This is a genomic window from Mesorhizobium sp., assembly GCF_005063415.1.
Lineage (GTDB): Bacteria > Pseudomonadota > Alphaproteobacteria > Rhizobiales > Rhizobiaceae > Mesorhizobium.
In genome coordinates this window covers 1-25,050 of sequence record NZ_SUEG01000039.1, presented here as the reverse complement: position 1 = coordinate 25,050, position 25,050 = coordinate 1, and the positions used below count along the sequence as shown (strand labels likewise).

Here is a 25,050-nt window from a genome sequence, read left to right as displayed (position 1 = left end):
CCTACACCATTCCAAGCGCGGCCTTATACAGATCGAGAATGGATTCCTCTTCCTGCCGCTCGGCCTGGTCCTTCTTGCGCAGCCGGATGATCGACCGCATCGCCTTGGTGTCGAAGCCGGTGCCCTTGGCCTCTGCGAACACTTCCTTGATGTCGTCGGCAATCGTCTTCTTCTCTTCCTCGAGCCGCTCGATGCGTTCGATGAAGGCGCGCAGCTGGCCGGCGGCAACAGTCTGGCTGGTCTCGGTGATGTCGTCGGCCATAGTCTTCTCTCCGCGTCGTTTCTCGCCGCGACTCGGGGTGACCCGAGCGGCGAATTGCAGCGGTTCGATGCCCGACCGGGCGCGGCGGGTCAAGGTGCTATCGATGCGGCATGAAGGGCTGCTGCCAGGCGCCGACAAGGCTGTCTGATGCCGGCCTATTTCACCCGAACGCGATCAGCAGATCCTTGGCATCGATCTGGTCGCCGGCCTTGACCAGCACTTCGGCTATGGTGCCGTCGCGTTCGGCATGCAACGCCGTTTCCATTTTCATCGCTTCGATCGACAGCAGCACGTCGCCGGCCTTCACCTCCTGGCCGGCAGCGACCGCAAGCGCTGAGACGACGCCAGGCATCGGCGCGCCGACATGCGCCTCGTTGCCCGGCTCCGCCTTGCGCCGCGCTTTGGCGACGGACACGCCATGCGCCCGGTCCGGCACCTTCACGCGGCGCGGCTGGCCGTTGAGCTCGAAGAACACGGTGACCATGCCCTTTTCGTCGACATCGCCCAGGGCAAGGCAGCGCACCACCAGCGTCTTGCCTTTTTCGATGTCGACGAAAATCTCGTCTTCCGGCTTCATGCCGTAGAAATAAGTCGGCGTCGGCAGTACGCTGACCGGCCCGTAGGTCTCCTGCGCGGCGGCAAAATCGGAAAACACCTTCGGATACATCAGCCACGACGCGAACTCGAACTCACTGAGCTTGCGCTCGAGCTTTTCCTCGACCTCCGTGCGGCTGGCCTTGAGATCCGCCGGCTTGAGCAGCGAACCCGGCCGCACCGTGATCGGCTTTTCGCCCTTCAGCACCTTCTTCTGCAATGGCTTTGGCCAGCCGCCCGGCGACTGGCCGAGATCGCCGCGCAACATCGACACCACCGAATCCGGGAAGGCGATGTCCCTCGCCGGATTCTCGACATCGGCGACGGTCAGGTCCTGGCTCACCATCATCAGCGCCATGTCGCCGACGACCTTGGATGACGGCGTCACCTTGACGATGTCGCCGAACATCAGATTGACGTCGTGATAGGTCTGCGCCACTTCGTGCCAGCGTGTCTCCAGCCCGAGCGAGCGCGCCTGTTCCTTGAGGTTGGTGAACTGCCCGCCCGGCATTTCGTGCAGATAGACCTCCGATGCCGGCCCCTTCAGGTCGCTTTCAAAGGCGGCGTATTGGTTGCGCACCGCCTCCCAGTAGAACGAGATGTTCCTGATCCATTGCGGGTCGAGGCCCGGATCGCGCTCGGTGCCTTTCAGCGCCTCGACGATCGAACCCAGGCACGGCTGCGAGGTGTTGCCCGATAGCGAATCCATCGCCGCGTCGATGGCGTCGACGCCGCTCTCCACCGCCGCCAGCACGGTTGCCGCCGACAGGCCGGATGTGTCGTGGGTGTGGAAGTGGATCGGCAGGTCCGTTGCCTCGCGCAGTGCCTTGAACAGGACGCGGGCCGCCGCCGGTTTCAAAAGCCCGGCCATATCCTTGACGGCGATGATGTGGGCGCCTGCCGCCTGCAATTCCCTGGCCAGGCCGACATAATATTTCAGATCGTATTTCGCCCGCGCCGGATCGAGTATGTCGCCGGTATAACAGATCGCCGCTTCGATGAGCTTGCCCTCGGCGCCGACCGCATCCATGGCGACGCGCATGTTCTCGACCCAGTTCAGGCAGTCGAAGACCCGGAACAGGTCGATGCCGCCGGCAGCGGCCTGGCGGACGAAATGCTGGACGACGTTGTCGGGATAGTTGGTATAGCCAACGCCATTGGCACCGCGCAGGAGCATCTGCAGCAGAAGGTTGGGTGCTGCCTCGCGCACCAGCGACAGCCGCTCCCATGGGTCTTCGGTGAGAAAGCGCATGGCGACGTCGAATGTGGCGCCGCCCCAGCATTCGAGCGACAAAAGCTGCGGCAGAGCACGCGCATAGGTGCCGGCAATTCCGGCGATGTCATAGGTGCGCACACGCGTCGCGAGCAAGGATTGATGCCCGTCGCGCATTGTCGTGTCGGTGACCAGCACCTCTTTTTGCTCGCGCATCCACGCGGCGAATTTCTCCGGCCCGAGCACGTCGAGCTTCTGCTTGCTGCCTTGAGGCACATTGCCGTTGAGATATGGCACCACCGGTGGCGCCGCATCGGCCTTTGGCTGCGGCCGGCCGCGCGTCTCGGGATGACCATTGACCGAAACGTCGGCAAGATAGTTGAGCAGCTTGGTCGCGCGGTCTTGCCGCTTCACACTGGCGAACAGTTCCGGCGTCGTGTCGATGAACTTAGTGGTGTAGGAATTGTCGGCGAAGCTCGGGTGATTGATGATCGCCTCGAGGAAGGTGAGGTTGGTCGCCACGCCACGGATGCGGAATTCGCGCAGCGCCCGGTTCATGCGGGCGATGGTCTCGGCCGGCGTCGGCGCCCACGCCGTCACTTTTTCCAGCAGCGGATCGTAGAAGCGGGTGATGACCGCGCCCGAATAGGCAGTGCCGCCATCAAGGCGGATACCGAAGCCGGTGGCGCCGCGATAGGCGGTGATGCGGCCATAATCGGGGATGAAATTATGCTCGGGATCTTCCGTGGTGATGCGGCACTGCAGGGCGTGACCGTTGAGCCTGATGTCCTTTTGCGCTGGCACGCCCGATTCCGCCGTGCCGATGACAAAGCCGTCGAGGATATGGATCTGCGCCTTGACGATGTCGATGCCGGTCACCTGTTCGGTGACGGTGTGCTCGACCTGGATACGCGGATTGACCTCGATGAAATAGAATTTTCCGGTGTCGGCATCCTGCAGGAACTCGACCGTGCCGGCGCCGATATAGCTGGTTTCGCGCGCGATCCTCAGCGCGTAGCCGCAAAGCTCCTCGCGCTGTGACATTTCGAGGTAGGGCGCCGGCGCCCGCTCGACCACTTTCTGGTTGCGGCGCTGGATCGAACAATCGCGCTCGAACAGGTGCACGGCGTTGCCTTGGCGGTCGCCCAGCACCTGCACCTCGACATGGCGTGCGCGCTCGATCAGCTTCTCGAGATAGACCTCGTCCTTGCCGAAAGCCGCCTTCGCCTCACGCTTGCCTTCCATCACCTCGCGGGCGAGATCGGCCTCGGAGCGGATGGCGCGCATGCCGCGGCCGCCGCCGCCCCACGACGCCTTGAGCATCACCGGGTAGCCGATCGTCTTGGCAAGTTCCTTTACCGCCGCCATGTCGTCCGGCAAGGGATCGGTAGCGGGAATTACCGGCACACCGACTTCGATTGCGAGATTGCGCGCGGCGACCTTGTTGCCCAGCCTGCGCATCGTATCGGGCTTTGGCCCGATGAAGATGATGCCGGCCTTGGCGCAGGCTTCGGCGAATTCCGGGCTTTCCGACAGCAGGCCGTAGCCTGGATGGATGGCATCGGCGCCCGAAAGCCTGGCGACGCGGATAACCTCCTCGATCGACAGATAGCTTTCGATCGGCCCCATATCCCTGGTCAGGTGCGGCCCGCGCCCGACCTGGTAGCTTTCGTCGGCCTTGAAGCGATGCAGCGAGTATTTGTCTTCCTCCGCCCAGATCGCCACGGTTTTGAGGCCGAGCTCATTGGCCGCGCGGAAGACGCGGATGGCTATTTCGGAGCGGTTGGCGACAAGGATTTTCGAGATTGCCAAGGACAAGGCTCCGGACGCGGAGGGTAAGGAAACTGACGACATGATTAACGCGAAAATGCTGCAGTGCAAACAAAATCGAAAAGAGGATTAAATCGATTTAGTTTGATCTATCGCGTCGACGCATTGCGTGTCGATCCGGAGAACGCCTGGGCAGTTCCGATCCAGGCGTTCGGGAAACCCTCATGAAAAATGCCCGGCGCGAGGCGCCGGGCATTTTCATGTAGCAACGTCCGGTTATTTGCCGGGTGCGTTCTCGACATAGGTGTACTTGCCGTCGTCACCCTTCTTCCAGGTGTACATGACGTAGTCCGGACGGGTGATATCGCCCTTTGCGTCGTAGCCGATCTCGCCGATCGCGGTCTTCCAGGGGCCGGCCGACTTGATGGTCTCGGCTACCTTCTGAGCGTCATCGGCTGAACCGGCCTTGGTGATGGCGGCCGCGATGATTTCCATCGCTGCGTAGGAGTAGAGGGTATAGGCTTCAGGCTCGAAGCCGGCCGCACGGAACTTCTCGACGAGCTCCTTGGCGTTCGGATTCTTGCGCGGATCCGGAGCGAACGTCATCAGCGTGCCCTCGACGGCGTCGCCGGCGATGGAGGCCAATTCGTTCGACACGATGCCGTCGCCGGACATGAAGGTTGCCTTGAGGCCCTGGTCAGCGAGCTGGCGTATGATCAGGCCGGCTTCGGTGTGCAGGCCGCCATAGTAGACGACCGAGACGCCCGCGTCCTTCATCTTGGCGATGAGGGCCGAGAAATCCTTGTCGCCGACATTGATGCCTTCATACATGGCCTCAGTCACGCCGTTGGCTGCGAGCGCCTTCTTGGTTTCGTCGGCGAGGCCCTGGCCATAAGGCGTCTTGTCATGGATGACAGCGATCTTGGCATCCTTGAAGTTCGCGGCGAGATAGTCGCCAGCGACCTTGCCCTGCTGATCGTCGCGTCCGCAGGTGCGGAAGGTGTTCCACATGCCACGTTCGGTGAACTTCGGATTGGTCGCGGCCGGCGTGATCTCAAGCATGCCGTTCTCGGCGTAGACTTCCGATGCCGGGATCGAGACGCCGGAGTTGAAGTGGCCATCGACGTACTTGACGCCGTCGGCGACGAACTTGTTGGCGACCGAGATGCCCTGCTTGGGATCGGAGACGTCGTCGCCGACTTCAAGCTTGAGCTGCTGGCCAAGAACGCCGCCCGCCGCATTGATATCAGCGACTGCCTGTTCGGCACCCTTCTGAAGCTGGGCGCCGAACGCTGCGTTCGGACCGGTGATCGGACCGGCAACGCCGATCAGGATGTCAGCCCACGCGTTGCCGCTGAACGCGACAAGCGCGGTCAGGGCGACGGCGGACAAAAGTGACTTTTTCATTGAAACGCTCCCATTTACCGAGTGGGCGTGGATGTTGCTTTCATGCGATGCCCACTCTTGCTCGCAGAAAGAGTACTTTGCCGATTTTCAGGCACTTGTCACGCCGATTCATCCCTGAAACGCCGTTAATGATAAATGTCAACCTTTTGGTTTCCAGCTCAAAAGAGAGGCTCTTTCGTAAAGCCAATTATACTGCGTTACCATCTGGTTGGTGCGCGTGTATTGGTAGCCAATGAAGCCCAATATCATCAGCACGATGGTATCGACCACGTAGTAATGCAGCGAAAACATCGTTCCGCCGAACAGCGCGTGATGGATGAATCTTACGCCGATGCCGAGCCCCAGCATATAGGCGAATAGCTGGGCGAAGCCGCGCCATGTTTGGGCACACGCCTTGCCCGTCATCCAGGCCGCCCAGCCACCGAGCAGGCAGGTGACGAAAAAGAACTGCCAAATCGAGGGTTCCTCATAAAGAATGCCCTGCATGATGAAGACTCCTGAAACTCAGTGATGGCCGCCCTCGAGATAGGCGGCGCGCACTTCCGGATTGGCGAGCAGTTCCTTGCCGGTGCCGCTCATCGTCACATTGCCGTTGACCATGACATAGCCGCGCGTGGCGAGCTTCAGTGCGCCGAAGGCGTTCTGCTCGACCAGGAACACGGTCAGTCCCTGCGTGCGGTTTAGCTCGCGAATGGCGTCGAAGATCTGCTTGACGATCAGCGGCGCCAGGCCTAGCGACGGCTCATCCAGCAAGAGCAGCTTCGGCCTTGCCATCAGCGCGCGGCCGATCGACAGCATCTGCTGCTCGCCGCCCGAAAGCGTGCCGCCACGTTGGCCGACGCGTTCCTTGAGCCGCGGGAACAGCGTGAAGACCCTTTCGACGTCCTCGTCGTAATGCTTGAGACCGTCGAGGCTGGCGCCCATCTGCAGATTTTCCATCACCGTCATGCGCGGAAAGATGCGCCGGCCCTCCGGCGACTGCGCGATACGCATGCGCGCGATCTCGTGGGTCGGCATCTGGGTGATATCGGTGCCGGCGAAAGTGATAGTGCCGGCACGAGCGCGCGGAGCACCGAAGATGGTCATCATCAGTGTCGACTTGCCGGCGCCGTTGGCGCCGATCAGCGCCACGATCTCGCCCTGTTTGACGGTGACGTCGACGCCGTTCAGCGCCCTGATGTTGCCGTAGTAGGTCTGGACACCCTTGATATCGAGCAGCGTTGTGCCGGCCATTATTTCCGCCCCCCACGCCGATTAGAGGTGCCGGGAGCTTTCGACTTCGCCGGAGCCTTGCCCGGCTTTGCCGTGGAAGATTTCGCGGCCGATTTGGCTTTGGCCGGCGATCCGGACTTTGCAGCAGCGCTCGACCTTGCATCGATCTGCCCGGCCTTCGAAGCGCCCTTTGACACTGTGACGCGTTCGCCCTCGCTATGGCCGACCGTATCGGCCACCGGTCCGGCAAGATAGGAAGACGATGTGCCCGGTCCATGCGCGGCATCCGGACCCGTATCCAATTGCTCGATGACGTCCTCGTCGCCGACTTCGGTTAGTACCGTCTCGACGTCCTCGTCTTCAACGCCGAGATAGGCGGCGATGACGCGCGGGTCGGTGCGTACCGATTGCGGGTTGCCGTCGGAGATCTTGCGCCCGTATTCAAGCACGACGACATGGTCTGAAATCTGCATAACCACCGCCATGTCGTGCTCGATCAAAAGGATCGACGTACCGGTGTTGTCCTTGATGTCCATCAGCAGCGCATTGAGCGCCGCCGATTCCTTCGGATTAAGGCCGGCAGCCGGCTCGTCGAGGCACAGAAGCTCAGGGCCGGTGCACATGGCGCGAGCAATTTCGAGCCGTCGCTGCGCGCCATATGGCAGATCGCCGGCAGGATCGTCGGCGCGGTCGACGAGATCGGCCTTCTCCAGCCAGTGCTCGGCCAGTTCAACCGACTCCGCCGAAGCCTGTCTGTATCCGCTATAGCCGAACAGGCCGAGAATAGTATAGCCGGACGCCTTCATCAGCTTGTTGTGCTGGGCGACCAGAAGGTTCTCCAGCAGCGTCATGCCCGAGAACAGGCGGATATTTTGGAAGGTGCGCGCCACCTTGGCACGCGCCGGGATTTCATGGTTCGGCAAGCGTTCGAGCAGGAAGGTCGAGCCGTCGCGCCGGTTGAGCGTGATCATGCCTTCCGACGGCTTGTAGAAACCGGTGATGCAATTGAACACGGTGGTCTTGCCGGCGCCGTTGGGACCGATCAGAGCGGTGATCTCGCCACGTTTGGCCTGGAATGACAAATCGCCGATGGCGACGAGACCGCCGAACTTCATCGACAGATGCTCGACCTGCAGGATGGCATTGTTCACGGAGGGGTTCGCGTTCATCAGCCGTGTCCCTCCTTGGTGAAGGACCCCGACACCGCCCTGCGCACCTTGAGGAAGGCCGTCGGCTCGCGGCTGCCGACGAAGCCACGCGGCTTCCACAGCATGACGATGACCATGGCCATGCCGAACAACAGCATGCGATAAAGCTCCGGCGTGAAGTCGGGGCCGAACCCGGGTATGACCTTGATGTTGCCCCAACTCAGGCCGGTCTTGAGGAAATCCAGTTCGCGCAGGATTTCGGTGCCGCCGATCATCACCATGGCGGCGACGGCAATGCCGACCAGCGAGCCCATGCCGCCAAGCACGACGATGGCAAGGATGATCGCCGATTCCAGGAACACGAAGGATTCCGGGCTGACGAAGCCTTGCCGCGCGGCAAAGAACGAGCCGGCGAAGCCGCCGAACATCGCGCCCGTGGCAAAGGCCGTGAGCTTGGTGGTGGTGGTGTTGATGCCGAGCGAGCGGCAGGCGATCTCGTCCTCGCGCAGCGCTTCCCAGGCGCGGCCGACCGGCAGGCGCCTGAGCCTCACCGTGACGAAGGCGGTCAGCAGGCAGAGTCCAAGGATCAGGTAGTAGAGGAAGATCTTGTAGTAGGCGCCGGACTGCGCGATGCCGAGCACCTTGGAGATGTAGTTCGGGTCGGAGACGTTGAACGACATCAGGCCGAAGAACGAGACCTTCGGGATGCCGGAAATCCCGGCCGAGCCGTTGGTCACTTCGCGCCAGTTGATGATCACCAGCCTTATGATCTCGCCGAAAGCGAGCGTCACGATCGCCAGATAGTCACCGCGCAGGCGCAGCACAGGGAAGCCCAGCATCACGCCCCAGAATGCAGCCATCAGGCCGGCGGCCGGCAGCAGGATCCAGAAGGAAAGGCCGAAATGCGTGCCGAGCAGCGCATAGGCATAGGCACCGACTGCGTAGAAGGCGACATAGCCGAGGTCGAGCAGGCCGGCCAAGCCAATAACGATATTCAACCCCCAGGCCAGCATCACGTAGATCAGGATCTGGATGCCGAAATTGTCGACATACTTCAGCGAACCCTGGAAACCGACCGCCATGGACCCGGCATATAGCGCCAGCACCAACACCACGACGATCGGGTAGAGCGCCAGTGCGGTGATGCCCAATGCCGAGAAATGAGCATGAATGAAGGCCCGGAAACGATAAATCAGCCAGGCCAGCGCATAGATGATTGCAAGCGCCCGCAGGAACCGCACAAAATCGGAAAGTTCCGGCCCTAAGGCCTCGGTCAGGAAGCCGCTGAGCGCCAGCAGAATAACGGCGACGGCGAGCGCCACGATGAACGCGGGAAGGCGGAAGAATCGCGAAGCCAGGCTGACCGGCAGCAGGCCGGAGGCGACGTCGACGATCTTCTGGTTCGCCAGGAAGGGTTGGCCATAGGCGACGTAAAGGAAGCGTCCGGCCATGGTGGCGATCACGACGCCGGCGAGCAAGCCCCAGCGCTGCAACAGGATCAGTTCGTTGGAGATGTTCTGGTCGGTCTTCAGGCCGATGAACAGCACGAACAGGCCAAGCGAGATGGCGCCGGCATAGAGCGCTTCGCGAAAAGCGCGCTGGACCGGGGTGGCGACGACGGTGTTTTCCGGAGATACGGTGACCGCCATGAACTCAGACCTTTTCGACTTCTGGCCGGCCGAGAATGCCGGAAGGCAGGAAGATCAGCACGATCGCCAGGATGGAGAAGGCGGCGACGTCCTTGTAATCGATCGAGAAATAAGCCGACCACATGCTTTCGATGAAGCCAATCATCAGCCCGCCGAGCACGGCGCCGGGCAGTGAGCCGATGCCGCCGAGCACCGCGGCAGTAAATGCCTTCACACCGGGCGTAAAGCCGTCGGAAAACACCACCACACCGTAGTACATCAGGAACAACGTGCCGGCGACGGCGGCAAGGGCGGCGCCCATGATGAAGGTGATCGAGATGGTGCGGTCGACGTCGATGCCAAGCAGCGCCGCCATCTTGCGGTCCTGCTCGCAGGCGCGCTGCGCCCGGCCGAGCGAGGTCTTGTTGACCAGGTACCAGAACAGCGCCAGCAGGACCATGGTGACCAGGACGATGATGATCTGCTTCAGCGAGACGCTGATGCCTTCGATGTTGTAGACCTTGGACACCATTGGCGGGACCGGCTTGTTGCGCGGCCCTTGCGTCACCTGAACGAAATTGGACAGCGCAATCGACATGCCAATCGCGGTGATCAGCGGCGCCAGCCGGAATGAACCGCGCAAAGGCCGGTAGGCGACCTTCTCGATCGTCCAATTATACAGGCTGGTCAGCAGCATCGCGACGATCATCATGATCAGCAGCGCAACGACGATCGGCAACGAATAGAACAACGCACCGAGGATAAGGAAAACGATGAGCGCGGTGAAAGCGCCGATCATGAAAATGTCGCCATGGGCGAAATTGATCATGCCGATGATGCCGTAGACCATCGTATAGCCGATCGCGATCAGCCCATAGATCGATCCCAGCGTCAGCCCATTGATAAGCTGCTGGACAAAATACTGCATGCTGTCGTGGCTCCCCTGGAATGTCGCCCATGCAGACGCATTCCTTTTCGTATTTCCCCTAGTCGTAAAGTTTCGAGCCCGGATTGCAACGTGATTTTTCGATGGTTATGCGTGTTTTCGCCGCACGCCGTCCGATTGCCCGTTTTGTTCCCGCCCGACCCCTGGACCATCGCGGACCCTACCATTGGCCTAACGCAATGTCTTTGACGATTCAATCGCAGCATGCGCTCCATTTCGAAGAAATCGCCGTCAAAATAAGTTGATGAGCGGGATCGTTGCGCCGTTGACGTCAATCCGCTTGCGCACTCTTTCTTTCCCTTGCGTCAGTGTTTTTCTATTTGACGACGAAGCCGTGCGCGAACGGGTCGCGGTCGTCGATGAAGATCGTGTTCAATCCGGTCATTCGTGCCCAGCCGCCGATCGACGGAATGATTGCCGGCTTGCCGGCGACGGTGACCTCTTTCTCCACCCTGCCCTTGAACAGCGAACCGATGATCGATTCATGGACGAAGTCGTCGCTTACCCCAAGCTTGCCCTTGGCGTGAAGCTGCGCCATCCGCGCCGAGGTGCCGGTGCCGCAGGGCGAGCGGTCGATGGCCTTGTCGCCGTAGAACACGGCGTTGCGGGCATCGGCTTGCGGGTTGGTCGGCGCACCGGTCCACAATATGTGCGACAGCTTGTCGATGCCGGGATTCTCCGGGTGGACGAAGGAATATTTCTCGTTGAGCCGCTGCCGCACCACCGGGCTCCAGGCGATCAGGTCGCCGGCCGAATGATCGGCCATGTCGCGATAGTTCTTTTGCGGTTCGACGATGGCGTAGAAATTGCCGCCATAGGCGACATCGACGCTGATCTCGCCGAGCCCGGGGCATTCGACCGTCAGTGCCTCGGCATAGAGGAAGGACGGCACATTGGTGATGCGCACCTCCTCGACATAATCGCCGACTTGGCTGTACTCGGCGACGACCACGCCCGCCGGCGTATCCAGCCTGAGCACGCCCGGCGTCTTCGGCTTGATCAATCCATGTTCGACGGCAAAGGTCACAGTGCCGATGGTGCCGTGGCCGCACATCGGCAGACAGCCGGAGGTTTCGATGAACAGGATGGCGATGTCGCAATCTTCACGCGTCGGCGGATAGAGGATCGAGCCGGACATCACGTCATGGCCGCGCGGCTCGAACATCAGGCCGGTGCGGATCCAGTCATATTCGGCCAGGAAATGCGCTCGCCGCTCCATCATCGTCGAGCCCTTGAGTAAAGGCCCACCGCCGGCGACCAGCCGCACCGGATTGCCGCAGGTGTGGCCGTCTATGCAGAAGAAGGAATTCTTGGCCATGCCGGCTCCCAACTGAATGTCGTCGAACTCAAAACCGTTGCGGGCTGAACGGGCCGAGATCGAGCGATGGATTCTGCCCGAGAACGAGCTCGCGGATCAAGCGCCCGGTCGCCGCAGCCTGGGTCAGGCCGAGGTGACCATGGCCGAAACCATACACCACCGACGGCGTTTGTTGCGGACGTCCGATCACCGGCAGCGAATCCGGCAGCGACGGCCGGAACCCCATCCATTCGCGGCCATTGGCCGGATCCAGTCCCGGCAGGAATTTCTGCGCCTTTTCGAGCAGCGCTTTCGAGCGCGCATAATTGGGCGGCCTCTCGAGGCCGCCGAGTTCGACCGCACCACCGACGCGCAGGCCCGTCTCAAGCGGCGTGATGACGAAGCCATGCCCGGAGAAGATCAATTGTCGCTTTACGTCGAAGGCAGTCTTCGGCAACGTCGTGTTGTAGCCACGCTCGGTCTCCAGCGGGATGCCGTCGCCGAGATGTCTCGCCAGCAGATGCGACCAGGCCCCGGCAGCGATGACGAGATGCTTCGCCCCTCGCCGCGTGCCGTCGGCCGTGGTCAGGATCGCGCCGTCCTGTCCCGCCTCGACACGCTCGATCCGGGCCTTTTCGAACCCGGCGCCCAACTCCTCGGCATAGGCCCACAAGGCCTTTCCAAGCAGCTTGGGATCGGCGACGGTTTTCCACCCCGGCACGAACGTTCCCTTGACGAAGCGCGGCGACAGACCGGGCTGCAAGGCGGCGAGAGCGCTGCCCTCGACATGGCTGAAGCCGATGCCGAAGCGCTGTCTTGCCGCCCAGCCGGGCAGCGACGCCTTGAACTCGGCCTCGCTGTCATAGAGTTCGAGCGAGCCGTCCTCGTGCAGCATCGGCCGTGTGCCGGAACGGTCGAGCAAGCCCATCCATTCCGCCTCGGCGAGCTTCATCATGCCGGCCTGCGCGGCAAGGCCAGCTTCATAGCGGTCGCTTCGGCCGGCGCGCCAGAAGCGGACCAGCCAAGGCAACAGCTTCGGCAAATAGGCGGGCGGAATGCTGAGCGGGCCGAGCGGGTCGGCGAGCCATTTCGGCAACTGCCTGATCATGCCCTTGTGAGCCAGCGGCAGCACATCGGAGAAGGCAAAGGCAGCGGCATTTCCGGAGCTGGTCTCCTCACAGATCCCTGTCCGATCGAAAATCGTGACGTTTCGGCCCGCCTCGGCCAGAAAGGCGGCGGCGCAGATGCCGATGATGCCGCCACCGACAATGGCGACGTCGAGCGTAGCGTCATCATCCATTGCCATGCGCCGCGCTGCACATCTGCAAATAGCCTCAAAGGGACTGGATCAGAATGCCGGCAGCTCTGGCCGCACCGCCAGCGCATCCCTGACGATCTTTTCGACAGCCTTGCGCCGCTCGCCCGCCAATGGCTGGCGCGGCATGCGCACCCGGTCGTTGGTGTTGATCGCCAAGACTTCGGCGAGCTTGATGTTCTGCACCAGATAGGTCGAGACGTCGAGATCGAGCAGCGGCCGGAACCAGCGGTAGATTTTCAACGCCTCCTCGCGGCGGCCCTGTCTCATCAGCTGGTAGATGGCGACGGTCTCGCGCGGGAACGCGGTGACCAGGCCCGCCACCCAGCCAATGGCGCCGACCGACAGCGCCTCGAAGGCAAGATTATCGACGCCGGTGAACAGGTCGTAGCGGTCGCCGAGGCGGTTGATGATCTCGGTCGAGCGGCGGATGTCGTCGGAGGATTCCTTGATGGCGACGAAGCGCTGGTCCTTCGCCAACTCCTCCATCTGGTCGACAGTGACGTCGACGCGATAAGCAAGCCGGTTGGAATAGATCATCACCGGCAGGTCGCCGGCCGCGGCGACAGCGCTGAGTGCCGCGACCGTCTCCTCGGCATTGGTATGGTAGATCGGGCTCGGCACCACCATCAAACCATTGGCGCCTTCCTTGGCGGCGCGGCGCGCGATCGCCGCCGCCTCGCGTGTACCGGCCTCGTTGACCGTCAACAGCACCGGTTTCTTGCCGGCGATCTTCTGCGCGGTCTTCAGCACGTCGATCTTCTCGTCATGCGACAGCATCGGGCCTTCGCCAAGCGAACCGCAGACGATGATGCCGTCACAACCAGCCTCCATCTGCAGCGCAAAGCAGCGCTCCATCTCGGCATGGTCGAGGCCGTCATCCTCGGTGAATTTGGTCGTAACGGCGGGGAAGACTCCGGCCCACATGTCGGTCGCTCCATCTGATATATCAGTCGTATATTTCTTAAGAAGCCGGCTGTCAACATTGAATCTGATATGATATATCAACAATATATCAGGAGACTCCGCATTGGTATATGACAGCCCGGGCTCCGAGCCGGCGACTGCAAGGGCCTACCGCAGGCTCGAGCACATGATCGTAACGCTCGAACTGGCGCCCGCGAGCTTCATCACCGAGGGGGCGCTGATCGACAGGCTCGGCTTCGGCCGCACCCCGGTGCGCGAAGCAATCCAACGGCTGGCCTGGGAGGGGCTGCTTGAGGTCCGGCCGCGTGCCGGCATCGCCATTGCGCCGCTTCACCCTGGCGACTGGCTACGCGTCCTCGACGCCCGCCGGGCGTCGAGGTGGTGCTTGCCCGCTCGGCCGCCCGCTTCGTCACCCGCGAGGCCGCCGACCTGTTTCATGACGCTGCCCTTGCCATGCAAAAGGCGGTGATTTCGGAAAATGTGTTTTACTTCATCGAGGCCGACAAGGCGCTCGACGAAGCGCTGGCGCTGGCTGCCGACAACCCGTTCGCCGCGCGTCTGGCGGCGCCCTTGCAAACCCACAGCCGCCGCTTCTGGTTTCGCTACAAGGCCGACACCGGCTTGGCCGAATCCGCCGAGCACCATGTTGCGCTGATCCGCTCGATCCTCGCCGGCGACGAAGAGGCCGCGGCCAAGGACGCCAAGCGGCTGATGGCGTTGCTGCGCGGCCACGCCGAAGCGGCCGCGACGCGCTGACGCCGCCCGCTCCCTCATGTGTTTTGGCCGGGCAGGGCCTCCACGCTTTCCCAATTTTCGCCGGCTGCGACAATGCAGCTTCTGCCGGCGACGTCGGTCACGATGACCGTCCAGCTTCCGCTATCGGCGACAAAAACCTCCATGACCGCCTCCTGACCGATCAGTCCGAGAGCAAACTGTTTTTCCTGGAAATTCTCAGTCAGGTGGGCACGAGGTCGCCATGTTCAACGCAGTATTGATGTTGGGCGCTTGCGGCATTCGTACCCACCGCGAATAAGCCAGCAAAAGCTACGTCTTCACCCATCCTAACAGCGATTTGCGTGCCATAGGGCACCTCCTTTGCCATCACGATCCGGCAAAGGGAGGTGATTGACGGCCTCATTTTGCCGGAGCGATCCAGGCCGGTTCCGACGTCATCATCGCGTCGCTCCTTTCCGTGTTCCGGTCTGCCGTCAGCGGGAACGATTCTGGATGTTCTCGCTATGTTCGATATATGGTATCGCTAACGAAAATAGCAAGCGGTGCGCGCCTCAAGCGGGCGCGGGGAGATCCGTTTCAAGGTCGCCGAGAATAAGGCCGCCGCCCGGCTACCGTGCCGAGGCTGCGGCCAGGTGAATAGGAAAGGCCTACTTCATGTACCGGGCAGCGCCGCTATCGTCATCGCGCTCTCCCAGCCTTCGCCGACTGAAATCACGCAGCTTTGACCTTTTGTATCGCTGGCGAGGATGGTCCAGGTGCCCCTGTCGGAAACGAAGACTTCAAGCACCACATTCGGATTGACGACGCCGACCGCCCTCGGGTTTTCATGAAACTTCTCGCCGAGCGCCTTGACCATATCGGCGCGTGCCGCACATTGCTCGGCAGCCATTGCCGGGACGGCGGAAAGGGCCATCGCAGCGCAAGCTATAGTCGCCATGAGACGTGTCATCTGACATCTCCTTTGCGCCGGACGACATCCCCCGGAGCCGTCACCAGCGCCGTTGGTTGATCTGCCAGCGTCTCCTTCGCGGCAGGACTGCAATCTAAGAAGATTGCTGCCTTCTTGGTTCCATCACATTAGTGTTCATGCCGATGAAGACCGCGACAAAAAAGGCCGGGGTCGAGCCCAGGCCTTCTTTTGCTTTCCGCGATCTGGATCAGTTCATCGTCGGGATGACGAACTCGGCGCCATCCTTCACGCCGGCCCGCGCGCCCGAAGCCGAAGGCGAGGACGCGCAGACAGAAAACCGTCCGGCTAATTCATCGTCGGAATGACGAACTCGGCGCCGTCCTTCACGCCGGACGGCCAGCGCGACGTCACCGTCTTGGTCTTGGTGTAGAAGCGGAACGCGTCCGGCCCGTGCTGGTTGAGGTCGCCGAAGGAGGACGCCTTCCAGCCGCCAAAGGTGTAGTAGGCGATCGGCACCGGGATCGGCACGTTGATGCCGACCATGCCGACCTGGACCCGCGAGGCGAAGTCGCGCGCCGCGTCGCCGTCGCGGGTGAAGATGGCGACGCCATTGCCCATTTCGTGCTCGTTGGCGAGCTTGATGGCGTTCTCGTAGGTCGGTGCGCGCACCACCGACAGCACCGGCCCGAAGATCTCTTCCTTGTAGATGCGCATGTCGGCGGTCACGTTGTCGAACAGGCAGCCGCCCATATAGTAGCCGTTCTCGTAGCCCTGCATGGAAAAGCCGCGGCCATCGACCACCAGCTTGGCCCCTTCCTTGACGCCGGTGTCGACATAGGACTTGACCCGCTCCAGCGCCTGCGCCGTGACCAACGGGCCGAAATCGGCGGAAGAATCCGTCGACGGACCGACCTTCAGGCTCTCGACGCGCGGCACCAGTTTTTCCATCAGCCGGTTGGCGGTGTCGTTGCCGACCGGGACGGCCACCGAGATCGCCATGCAGCGCTCGCCGGCCGAGCCGTAGCCGGCGCCGATCAGCGCGTCGACGGTCTGGTCCATGTCGGCATCGGGCATGATGATCATGTGGTTCTTGGCGCCGCCGAAGCACTGCACGCGCTTGCCGGCCGCGCAACCGCGCGAATAGATGTACTGGGCGATCGGTGTCGAGCCGACGAAACCGATGGCCTTGATATCGGGATCGTCGAGGATAGCGTCGACCACTTCCTTGTCACCGTTGACAACATTGAGGATGCCCGCCGGCAGGCCGGCCTCGATGAACAGTTCGGCAATGCGCATCGGCACGCCCGGATCGCGCTCCGACGGCTTGAGGATGTAGGCATTGCCGCAGGCGATGGCCGGCGCGATCTTCCACAGGGGGATCATCGCCGGAAAATTAAACGGCGTGATGCCGGCGACAACGCCGAGCGGCTGGCGCATCGAATAGACGTCGATGCCGGGGCCGGCGCCATCGGTGAACTCGCCCTTCATCATATGCGGCGCACCGATGCAGACCTCGACCACTTCGAGGCCACGCTGGATGTCGCCCTTTGCGTCGGCGATGGTCTTGCCGTGTTCGCGCGCCAATATCTCGGCCAGCGCGTCATACTCCTTGGCGACCAGCTCGAGGAATCGCATCAGGACGCGCACGCGCCGCTGCGGATTGGTCGCCGCCCAGCCGGGCTGTGCCGCCTTGGCGTTTTCGACCGCCGCGCGCAATTCCGCCTGCGAAGCCAACGCCACCGTGCCGCGCACCGTGCCGTCCATCGGCTGCATGACGTCCTGCTTGCGGCCGCTGGTTCCGGCGACACGCTTGCCGCCGATGAAATGACCGTATTCGATCATGGTCTCTCTCCCTGGTTCGTGATGAGGCATTGTCCGCCTTTGCGGGAGCGATGGCAACGCGAGCGAAAACGCAACCGTTGTGCATAAAATAGAGTGCGAGAGGTGCCTGTGCATCAAATGGCGCAAATGGTAGGGAGTGTACTCCTATCGCTTGGATTGCTGAGTTGAGTTTCTTCACACCCCCCTCTGGCCTGCCGGACATCTCCCCCGCAAGGGGGGAGATTGGCGGCTTCGGCCTTACCGCCCTTTTTGCGACGTTGGAGATTGGCGAAAGCCGACCCGGCATCCGATCTCCCCCCTTGCGGGGGGTGGGCGGGAACACGGCGCTCCCTATCGAAACGGACCCTCCCCATGAACTGGGATGACGCTCGCATCTTCCTTGCCGTGGCGCGGGCCGGCCAGATCCTCGGCGCCGCCAGGCGGCTGCAGCTCAATCACGCCACCGTCTCGCGCCGCATTGCCGCCCTCGAGGATGCGCTCAGGACAAAACTGTTTCGCCGGCTTACCACCGGCAGCGAGCTGACGCCGGCGGGCGAGCGTTTCCTCGAGATCGCCGAACGCATGGAGGGCGACATGATCGCCGCGCGCTCGACTGTTTCAGGCGAAGGCGACGACGTCTCGGGCACCGTGCGGATCGGCGCGCCGGACGGTTTTGGCGTCGCCTTCCTGGCCAGGCGCCTCGGCGCGCTGACCGCTCTGCACCGTGAACTCACCATCCAGCTGGTGCCGGTACCGCGCTCCTTCTCGTTATCCCGGCGCGAGGCCGACATTGCCATCACCGTCGAACGGCCGACGGAAGGCCGCCTGGTGGCGGGAAAGCTGGTCGACTACACGCTCGGCCTGTTCGCGTCGCGGGCCTACGCCGACACGCATGGCCTGCCCGGAACCGCCGCCGAGCTAGGCCAGCACACGCTGATCGGCTACGTGCCGGACCTGATCGTCAGTCCCTCGCTCGACTACGCGGCCGAATTCAGTGCCGACTGGGGCACCAGCTTCGCCATTTCCTCAGCGCTCGGCCAGGCCGAAGCGGTGCGTTCCGGCGCCGGCATCGGCATCCTGCACACCTTCGTTGCCCGCTCGATGCCGGAGTTAGTGCCTCTCGATATCGTCGCACCCATCCGCCGCGCCTACTGGCTGGTCTATCATGAATCGGTCAGACCGCTGCGCCGCGTCCAGATCGTCTCAAGCTTCATCACCAAGGCCGTCGAACGGGACAGGGGTTTGTTCGCGTGAAGCGTATCGGCCGCTGGCTGTCTTAAGCTGCTGGGGGTCTTACTTGGCGTATCGTCCCGGCCCGAGATCGCCGACGTCGATGTCTGGCACCCGGCTGGAGATGATGTCGGCTAGAACCTTGGCCGAGCCGCAGGCCATGGTCCAGCCGAGTGTGCCATGGCCGGTGTTGAGATAGAGATTGGAGAAATCGGTGCGGCCGATCAGCGGCGGCCCGTCCGGTGTCATTGGCCGCAGCCCGCACCAGAAGGTCGCCGATCGCATGTCGCCGCTGCCCGGAAACAGGTCGCCGACCGAATGTTCGAGCGTGCGGCGCCGCGATTCGTGCAGCCGCAGGTCGAAGCCGGAAATCTCTGCCGTGCCGCCGACCCGGATGCGGTCGCCAAGCCGGGTGATCGCTACCTTGTAGCTCTCGTCCATCACGGTCGAGACCGGTGCGGCGGCGGCGTCCTTGATCGGCAGGGTGATCGAATAGCCCTTGACCGGGTAGACTGGGATGGGCCGCTTCAGCATGCGCATGAACCGCGCCGAATAGCTGCCCATCGCCATCACATAGGCATCAGCGACCATCCAGCCCTTGCTGGTGCTGATGTTGGTGATGCGATCACGCTTCTTGACGACGCGCCGTATCTCCGTGTCGTATTCGAAGGTGACGCCGCGTGCCGCGCAAAGCTCGGCAAGCCTGTCGGTGAACATCTTGCAGTCGCCGGTTTCGTCGCCGGGCAACCGCAGGCCACCGACGAATTTTTCGCGCACGCCGGCCAGCGCGGGTTCGGCCACGATGCAGCCGTCGGGGTCGAGGACCTCGTAGGGGACGCCATAGGCCTTCAGCACCTCGACATCGCCGCCGACGCCGTCGAGCTGCTTTTGCGTTCGGAAAAGCTGCAGCGTGCCCTTGGCGCGCTCGTCATAGGCGATGCCGGTCGCCTCGCGCAGCGCCCTCAGCGTGTCGCGGCTGTACTCGGCCAGCGGCACCATGCGCGCCTTGTTCAGCGCGTAGCGTTTAGCCGTGCAATTGCGCAGCATCTTGACCAGCCATATCCACATATGCGGATCGAGGGCCGGCCGCACCACCAGTGGACCGTGCTTCATCAAAAGCCATTTGATGGCCTTCAGCGGAACGCCGGGCCCGGCCCAGGGCGAGGCATAGCCGGGCGAGATCTCGCCGGCATTGGCAAAGCTGGTTTCCAGCGCCGGGCCTTTCTGGCGATCGATCACCGTCACCTGATGGCCGGCCTCGGCAAGAAAATAGGCGGTGGTGACCCCGATCACGCCGCCGCCCAGCACGAAGATCTTCATCGTTTGGTTCTCCGCAACGACGTCTCGTCGGGGTTCGAGACCGGGATCATCGCCGCCTTCTGTCTGCCGGATTCTGTGGCGTCAGCCAAGTGCCGATGCTTAGGGAAAAGACATGCGTGAGGACAACAAGCTTGCGTCCTAGCCATTCACATAGCGCCGATGGAAACGGTGGCCGAGGCTGGTCAAGACCTCATAGCCGATGGTGCCGGCCTGGCCGGCTACCTGGTCCACCGTCTGCGACGACGGCCCGATGAATTCGACGAGGTCGCCGGCCTTCAGGCTGCCGGGCGGCAATGCGGAAATGTCGAGGATGATCGAATCCATCGAAACCCGGCCGATGAAGGGCAGCCGCACATTTTCGAACCAGGCAGCGGAAGCGGCGCGTCGATGCCAACCATCGCCATAGCCGAGCGAAATCGTCGCCGCGGCAAGCGGAGCCTTGGCATGGAAAGTGTGACCGTAGCCGACACCGGCGCCGGCCTCCAATATCCGCGTCTGGATGATCTTGGCCTGCAATCGCACCACCGGCAGCATCGGATTGTCCTTCGCCGGCGTCGGATTGATGCCATAGAGAGCGGCACCCGGACGAACGAGGTCGTAGTGATAACGCTGCCCGAGAAAAATGCCTGATGAATTGGCAAGCGAAGCCGGCGCCTGCGGCAGCATCCGGCGAAGCCGTTCGAATTCCAGCCGTTGCTGCTCGTTGGCCGGTTGCTTGGGTTCGTCGGCGCAGGCGAGATGGCTCATCACGAAGGTCAGTTCGACACCGTCGAAGGCCTGCGGATCCCGCGCCGCCGCTTTCACCTCCGCCGGCGTCATGCCGAGCCGCGACATGCCGCTGTCGACCTGGACGGCGGCCGGCAACTTACGGCCCACCCGCCCGGCCATCTCGCGCCATGCCGCGAGTTGGCTGGCGCTGTTGAGTACGGTGCAAAGCCCTGCCGCAACCGCTTCCCTTTCCGCACCCGGCGGAATGCCGTTCAGCACATAGATGGCCGGGTCTGAGCCGAGCGCCTTGCGCAGCAAGATGCCGCCGGCCAAATGCGCGACAAAGAAGACATTGCAGCCTTCAGCCATCAGCGCCGCCGCCACCGGCGCCGCGCCAATCCCGTAACCGTCGGCCTTGACCACTCCAGCACAGCTGACGCCGCCCAGCCGCGCCTTCAGCCGCCGGTAATTCTCACGGACGGCGCCGAGATCGATGGTCAGGATCGCCCCCGCCGCCGCTTCGCTGATCGGCTCGCTCGGGGCGCCAGCCTGCGGTAGAGAGACGGTCCGCGGAAGAGATTTGCTGGAGATGTCGTTCATGCCGACCTGTTTTAGCGGAAGGCCGGCGGCTACGCCACCAGGTGCCGGAACGCTGCCACCACGTCTTCGTAGACCTTGCGCTTGAACGGCACGATCAGGCCCGGCAATTCCAGCATCGGCCGCCACGCCCACCGGTCGAACTCGGCCTTGTGGCCACCCGGTGGCGGATTGATCGCGATCTCGCTTTCGTCGCCGTGGAAGCGGAAGGCAAACCATTTCTGCGTCTGGCCGCGATATCGTCCCTTGAAGGCGACACCGACCAGATGGGCCGGCAGGTCGTAGTTGATCCAGTGCGGCGCCTCGGCCAGCAGCGACACCGAGCGCATGCCGGTCTCTTCGTAGAGTTCACGCGCAGCCGCGGGCAGCGGCTCCTCACCATCGTCGATGCCGCCCTGCGGCATCTGCCAGAGCTGCGTCGTTCCAGCGAATTCGCTGTCCGGCTCGGCAATGCGACGGCCGACCCAGACCAGGCCGTCGCCATTGAGGACCATCACCCCTACGCAGGGCCGGTAGGGCAGTGTCTCGGCGTCAACGAGCTTGTTCTTTGCCATCTCAGCCTTTTTCCGGATCTATCGCCACCGCCGAAATCGGCACGATCTCGATGCCGCGCTTCTTGGCCTCGGTCACCCAGGAAGACACGGTATCCACCGTCAGGTCGAAGGCCGAGCCGATGCCGACGGCAAAGCCTTTCGCTCGCGCTGACGCTTCCAGCCCATCCAGTTTCTTCAAAATGGCGCCGCGGTCCTGCACCGCGTCGATCGCCGTATCGCCGCCGACGAACGGCACGCCGTCCTTCAGCGCCAGTTCGGGTGCCAGGCTGCGCGCCGACGAACCGTCGTCGACATAGGCGAGGCCACGCTTGCCAAGCTCGGCCATCAGTGGCTCCATCGCCGTCGCGTCAGCTGAAAAGCGGGCGCCCATATAGTTCATGACGCCGGTGTAGTTGGTCGTTCGCGACAGCGCCCAGCGTAAATTCTTCAAATTCTCGTCCGGCGTCGCAGCCACGGTCAGCGTGTTGCGGCCGGGATTGACGTTCGGATAGTCGAACGGCTCGAGCGGCACCTGCATGATGACCTCATGGCCGCTCTGCCGCGCCACCTGCATCCAGCGGCCAATGCTGTTGCCTTGCGGCGCGAAGGCCAGCGTCACTTCCGCCGGCAGCTTGGCGATGGCTGCCTGCGTGCCGGTCTGCGACACGGCAAGCCCGCCGATGACGAGCGCCACGCGTGCACCGCGTGCACCCGACCACGGCCGCGCATAGACATCGAACGGGCGCCGGCCGTCGGCGGCGCGGATCGGCAACAAACCGGTTTCGCTGGCCTCGATCAGCGCCTTGTCGGGAATGTGCGCGATCCTGAGGTTCTGGCCGATCGTCGAAGGGTCGCGGATGACGATGGCCGCGTTGGGCGGACCGTCGCCCTCTTCGGTCTGGACATGGATGATCTGCGGACCGCCCGTCTTCCCGCTTGTCGTTTGTTCGCTTGCGTTGCTTGGCGCTTCCGTTGCGGGCGTCGCCTTGGCCGGCGCCGCGGCGGTCTCGGCCGCTGCCGGCATCTTCGGCGTCGAAACGGCGACTTCTTGCGGCTTGCGGAATGGCTTGTCGCGCAAAGCGATCGCGCTGGAAACGCCGACCAGGGACAGCACGACAAGCGCGGCCGCGACCGCACCGGCGCTGATCCCGCTGCCTGAGCGCGGCGGCCGGATCGCCTGTCCGAGAGGTCGTTCTATGTCCTTGCCGATATCAGCCAAGCCCGCACCCCCGGCGTGCATCCCCGAAGTAAACCTTCTCCGGAGGCGCAAAATCCAAAATGTCGGCGCGTCCCCTTGCTTCACTGACGCGCAGCATGCCGGCCGCAGCCCCGAATCAAACTGCCGGAGCCTCGCGGCCCCGGCAGCATCGCATCGCTTCGCTCAGGCAGCCAGACCTGTTTGGCCCGGCTTGCCGCCCTTACTGGTTCAACACGGCCTTTTGCGGATTCGGCGGGAACGCCGGATCCGTCTTCTGGCCGCGCAGCAGCTGCTCGGCATAGATGAGCTGCAAATCGTCCTTCGGTTCCGGCGGCACATAGGCTGCCGAACCCGAACCGGTCGTGCCTTCGTCGGCGCCCTTGATGTGGCCCTTGAGGTCGGATTCGCCGCGCGTCAGGTCCCTGCCCTGCAGTTCCGCCGGCAGCGGTTGGTCGACCTTGATGTCGGGCGTGATACCCTTGCCCTGGATCGACTTGCCGGACGGCGTGTAATAGAGCGCCGTCGTCAACCGCAGCGCCCCGTTCTCACCAAGTGGGATGATGGTCTGCACTGAACCCTTGCCGAAGGATTGCGTGCCGACCACCGTGGCGCGGCGCAGATCCTGCAGCGCGCCGGCAACGATTTCCGAGGCACTGGCCGAGCCGCCATTGACGAGCACGATCAGCGGCTTGCCGCCGATGTCGTCGCCGGCCCGCGCGTCGAAGCGGGTGACGTCCTTCGGATCGCGGCCGCGCGTCGAGACGATCTCGCCACGGTCGAGGAAGGCATCCGACACGCTCACCGCCTGGTCGAGCAAACCGCCCGGATTGAGGCGCAGGTCGAGCACATAGCCCTTGAGCTTGTCGTTCGGCACCTGCTTCTTGATGGTGTCGATGGCATTCTCGAGATCGTCATAGGTCTTTTCGGTAAAGGAGGTGATCTTCATGTAGCCGATGTCGTTTTCGACCCGGAACTTGACCGCCTTGACCTTGATGATGTCGCGCACCACCGTCAGTTCGATCGGCTTGTCGGCGCCCTGGCGCAGGATGGTGAGCTTGATCGGCGTGTTGACCAGCCCGCGCATCTTCTCGACGGCGTCGTTGAGCGTCAGGCCGCGGACCTCCTCGCCGTCGATCTTGGCGATATAGTCGCCGGCGAGCACACCAGCCTTGGCGGCCGGAGTATCGTCGATCGGCGTGATTACCTTGACCAGGTCGTTCTCCATGGTGACCTCGATGCCGAGGCCGCCGAACTCGCCCTTGGTCTGCACGCGCATGTCCTGCGCTTCTTCGGCGTTCATGTAGGAGGAGTGCGGGTCGAGCGAGGACAGCATGCCGTTGATGGCATTTTCAACCAGCGACTTGTCGTCGGGCGGCGTCACATAATTCGCCCGCACCCGTTCGAAGATATCGCCGAAGATCGCCAGTTGCTTATAGGTCTCGGAGCCCGCAGCCTTCGCCGTCGAGCCGGGCGCGCCATAGACCAGGCTCATCGCCGATGCACCCATCAGCGCACCGGCAAACAGAAGCGACAGTTTCCGCATCATTCACGTCCTTCCAGAAAAACGGTCCGCCCACCATGGGGCCGGATCGACGGGTTTTCCATCCTTGCGGAACTCGACATAGAGCTCCGGCGTGGCATTTCCATTCTTCGATGCCGAGGTGCTCGCCACCCGGGCCTCTCCCATCGCGCCGACCGGCTCACCTGCGAGCACCGACTGGCCAGACGCGACGCTGATTCTGCTCATCCCCGCCAGGACGACATGATAGCCGTCACCCGCATTCAGGATCAAGAGTTGACCGTAAGAGCGGAAAGGCCCCGCATAAAGCACATTTCCATCCGCCGGCGCTGTGACGATGGCTCCCGATTGTGTCGCAACCATGTCACCGAGCATCACCGCGCCATTACCGTCGTTGGCGCCGAAGCGCCGCTTGATCCTGCCGGTGACCGGCAGCGCGATCTGCCCTTGAAGCGCGGAAAACGGCGCGGCAGCGGTGAGCCTGTTGCTCTCCGGCACCGGCAGCGAGGCCAATTCCGTCGGGGCCGGGGTTGATGCCGGGCCCTTGTCGGCGTCCGCCGTCTTTTGCTCGGCTGCCTTGGCCGCATCCGCCGCCTTGCGGGCCCTATCGGCCTCGAGCGAGGCGATCAGTTCTTTCAGGCTGCCGGCCTTGGCCGCCAGCGTCGCGGACCGCTGCTTTTCGGCAGCCAGCGCGGTTTGCGTATCGGCGGCGAGCTTCTGCTTGGCTTCGAGCAGCATGCCGAGCCGCTTTTTTTCCGCC

At 63.0% G+C, this 25,050-nt stretch carries 21 protein-coding genes and 2 pseudogenes; 3 read left to right on the top strand and 20 right to left on the bottom strand.

The window, feature by feature from the left end:
• Position 1 precedes the first annotated feature (1 nt).
• From E5W70_RS13095 to E5W70_RS13045, 11 genes and pseudogenes are all read right to left on the bottom strand, one after another.
• Positions 2–262 carry a DUF2312 domain-containing protein gene (locus tag E5W70_RS13095; RefSeq protein ID WP_023719653.1) on the bottom strand — a complete coding sequence of 87 codons (261 nt, stop codon included), beginning with the start codon at positions 260–262 and terminating at the stop codon, positions 2–4.
• 160 nt (positions 263–422) lie between these two features.
• A complete protein-coding gene (pyc, locus tag E5W70_RS13090; protein ID WP_292658540.1) occupies positions 423–3,881 on the bottom strand; it encodes a pyruvate carboxylase in 3,459 nt (1,152 codons plus the stop codon).
• A gap of 234 nt (positions 3,882–4,115) precedes the next feature.
• Positions 4,116–5,246, bottom strand: coding sequence for a branched-chain amino acid ABC transporter substrate-binding protein (locus E5W70_RS13085; protein WP_292658538.1), 1,131 nt, complete (start codon positions 5,244–5,246; stop codon positions 4,116–4,118).
• A gap of 138 nt (positions 5,247–5,384) precedes the next feature.
• Complete coding sequence (locus tag E5W70_RS13080) at positions 5,385–5,732, bottom strand: DUF6867 family protein (protein WP_292658535.1); 348 nt, start codon at positions 5,730–5,732, stop codon at positions 5,385–5,387.
• Positions 5,733–5,750: 18 nt separating this feature from the next.
• On the bottom strand, positions 5,751–6,479 hold the full coding sequence (locus E5W70_RS13075; protein ID WP_254816420.1) for an ABC transporter ATP-binding protein: 729 nt from the start codon (positions 6,477–6,479) through the stop codon (positions 5,751–5,753).
• A gap of 17 nt (positions 6,480–6,496) precedes the next feature.
• A pseudogene (locus tag E5W70_RS13070) lies at positions 6,497–7,627 on the bottom strand (ABC transporter ATP-binding protein); the annotation flags it as partial.
• A complete protein-coding gene (livM, locus tag E5W70_RS13065) occupies positions 7,627–9,255 on the bottom strand; it encodes a high-affinity branched-chain amino acid ABC transporter permease LivM (protein ID WP_292658527.1) in 1,629 nt (542 codons plus the stop codon). The pseudogene E5W70_RS13070 and the gene livM, both read right to left, overlap by 1 nt.
• A gap of 4 nt (positions 9,256–9,259) precedes the next feature.
• Positions 9,260–10,162 carry a branched-chain amino acid ABC transporter permease gene (locus E5W70_RS13060; protein ID WP_292658525.1) on the bottom strand — a complete coding sequence of 301 codons (903 nt, stop codon included), beginning with the start codon at positions 10,160–10,162 and terminating at the stop codon, positions 9,260–9,262.
• A gap of 334 nt (positions 10,163–10,496) precedes the next feature.
• Positions 10,497–11,498 carry a 4-hydroxyproline epimerase gene (locus E5W70_RS13055; RefSeq protein ID WP_292658523.1) on the bottom strand — a complete coding sequence of 334 codons (1,002 nt, stop codon included), beginning with the start codon at positions 11,496–11,498 and terminating at the stop codon, positions 10,497–10,499.
• A 28-nt stretch (positions 11,499–11,526) separates the two neighbouring features.
• The gene (locus E5W70_RS13050; RefSeq protein ID WP_292658521.1) at positions 11,527–12,777 is read right to left on the bottom strand and encodes an FAD-binding oxidoreductase; all 1,251 of its coding nucleotides are present in this window, start codon (positions 12,775–12,777) and stop codon (positions 11,527–11,529) included.
• Between the two features lie 48 nt (positions 12,778–12,825).
• Positions 12,826–13,719, bottom strand: coding sequence for a dihydrodipicolinate synthase family protein (locus E5W70_RS13045; protein WP_292658518.1), 894 nt, complete (start codon positions 13,717–13,719; stop codon positions 12,826–12,828).
• Between the two features lie 103 nt (positions 13,720–13,822).
• Here E5W70_RS13045 and E5W70_RS13040 point away from each other — a divergent pair.
• Positions 13,823–14,475: pseudogene (locus tag E5W70_RS13040) on the top strand (GntR family transcriptional regulator).
• Positions 14,476–14,489: 14 nt separating this feature from the next.
• Here the strand turns inward: E5W70_RS13040 and E5W70_RS13035 are convergent.
• Both E5W70_RS13035 and E5W70_RS13030 read right to left on the bottom strand, forming a co-directional pair.
• On the bottom strand, positions 14,490–14,618 hold the full coding sequence (locus E5W70_RS13035) for a hypothetical protein (RefSeq protein WP_292658516.1): 129 nt from the start codon (positions 14,616–14,618) through the stop codon (positions 14,490–14,492).
• A gap of 488 nt (positions 14,619–15,106) precedes the next feature.
• The gene (locus E5W70_RS13030) at positions 15,107–15,403 is read right to left on the bottom strand and encodes a hypothetical protein (RefSeq protein WP_292658513.1); all 297 of its coding nucleotides are present in this window, start codon (positions 15,401–15,403) and stop codon (positions 15,107–15,109) included.
• A 137-nt stretch (positions 15,404–15,540) separates the two neighbouring features.
• On the opposite strand from E5W70_RS13030, the gene E5W70_RS13025 reads away from it, so the two are divergent.
• Positions 15,541–15,729: a hypothetical protein gene (locus tag E5W70_RS13025; RefSeq protein ID WP_292658509.1), complete on the top strand. Its 189-nt coding sequence runs from the start codon at positions 15,541–15,543 to the stop codon at positions 15,727–15,729.
• On the opposite strand, the gene E5W70_RS13020 is transcribed toward E5W70_RS13025, so the two are convergent.
• A complete protein-coding gene (locus E5W70_RS13020) occupies positions 15,710–17,206 on the bottom strand; it encodes a CoA-acylating methylmalonate-semialdehyde dehydrogenase (protein WP_292658506.1) in 1,497 nt (498 codons plus the stop codon). The genes E5W70_RS13025 and E5W70_RS13020 overlap by 20 nt on opposite strands.
• 351 nt (positions 17,207–17,557) lie before the next feature.
• Between E5W70_RS13020 and E5W70_RS13015 the strand changes: the two genes are divergently transcribed.
• Positions 17,558–18,439, top strand: coding sequence for a LysR family transcriptional regulator (locus E5W70_RS13015; protein WP_292658504.1), 882 nt, complete (start codon positions 17,558–17,560; stop codon positions 18,437–18,439).
• 39 nt (positions 18,440–18,478) lie between these two features.
• On the opposite strand, the gene E5W70_RS13010 is transcribed toward E5W70_RS13015, so the two are convergent.
• The 6 genes from E5W70_RS13010 to E5W70_RS12985 form a co-directional block, all read right to left on the bottom strand.
• Complete coding sequence (locus E5W70_RS13010) at positions 18,479–19,735, bottom strand: D-amino acid dehydrogenase (RefSeq protein ID WP_292658501.1); 1,257 nt, start codon at positions 19,733–19,735, stop codon at positions 18,479–18,481.
• A gap of 138 nt (positions 19,736–19,873) precedes the next feature.
• Entirely contained in the window at positions 19,874–21,043 is a 1,170-nt protein-coding gene (alr, locus tag E5W70_RS13005) for an alanine racemase (RefSeq protein ID WP_292658498.1), read from the bottom strand.
• Between the two features lie 29 nt (positions 21,044–21,072).
• The gene (locus E5W70_RS13000; RefSeq protein WP_292658495.1) at positions 21,073–21,594 is read right to left on the bottom strand and encodes an RNA pyrophosphohydrolase; all 522 of its coding nucleotides are present in this window, start codon (positions 21,592–21,594) and stop codon (positions 21,073–21,075) included.
• A gap of 1 nt (position 21,595) precedes the next feature.
• On the bottom strand, positions 21,596–22,792 hold the full coding sequence (locus E5W70_RS12995) for a divergent polysaccharide deacetylase family protein (protein ID WP_292658493.1): 1,197 nt from the start codon (positions 22,790–22,792) through the stop codon (positions 21,596–21,598).
• A gap of 199 nt (positions 22,793–22,991) precedes the next feature.
• Positions 22,992–24,317 carry a S41 family peptidase gene (locus tag E5W70_RS12990; protein ID WP_023719673.1) on the bottom strand — a complete coding sequence of 442 codons (1,326 nt, stop codon included), beginning with the start codon at positions 24,315–24,317 and terminating at the stop codon, positions 22,992–22,994.
• A partial coding sequence (locus tag E5W70_RS12985; protein WP_292658491.1) for a peptidoglycan DD-metalloendopeptidase family protein occupies positions 24,318–25,050 on the bottom strand: 733 nt, incomplete at its 5' end.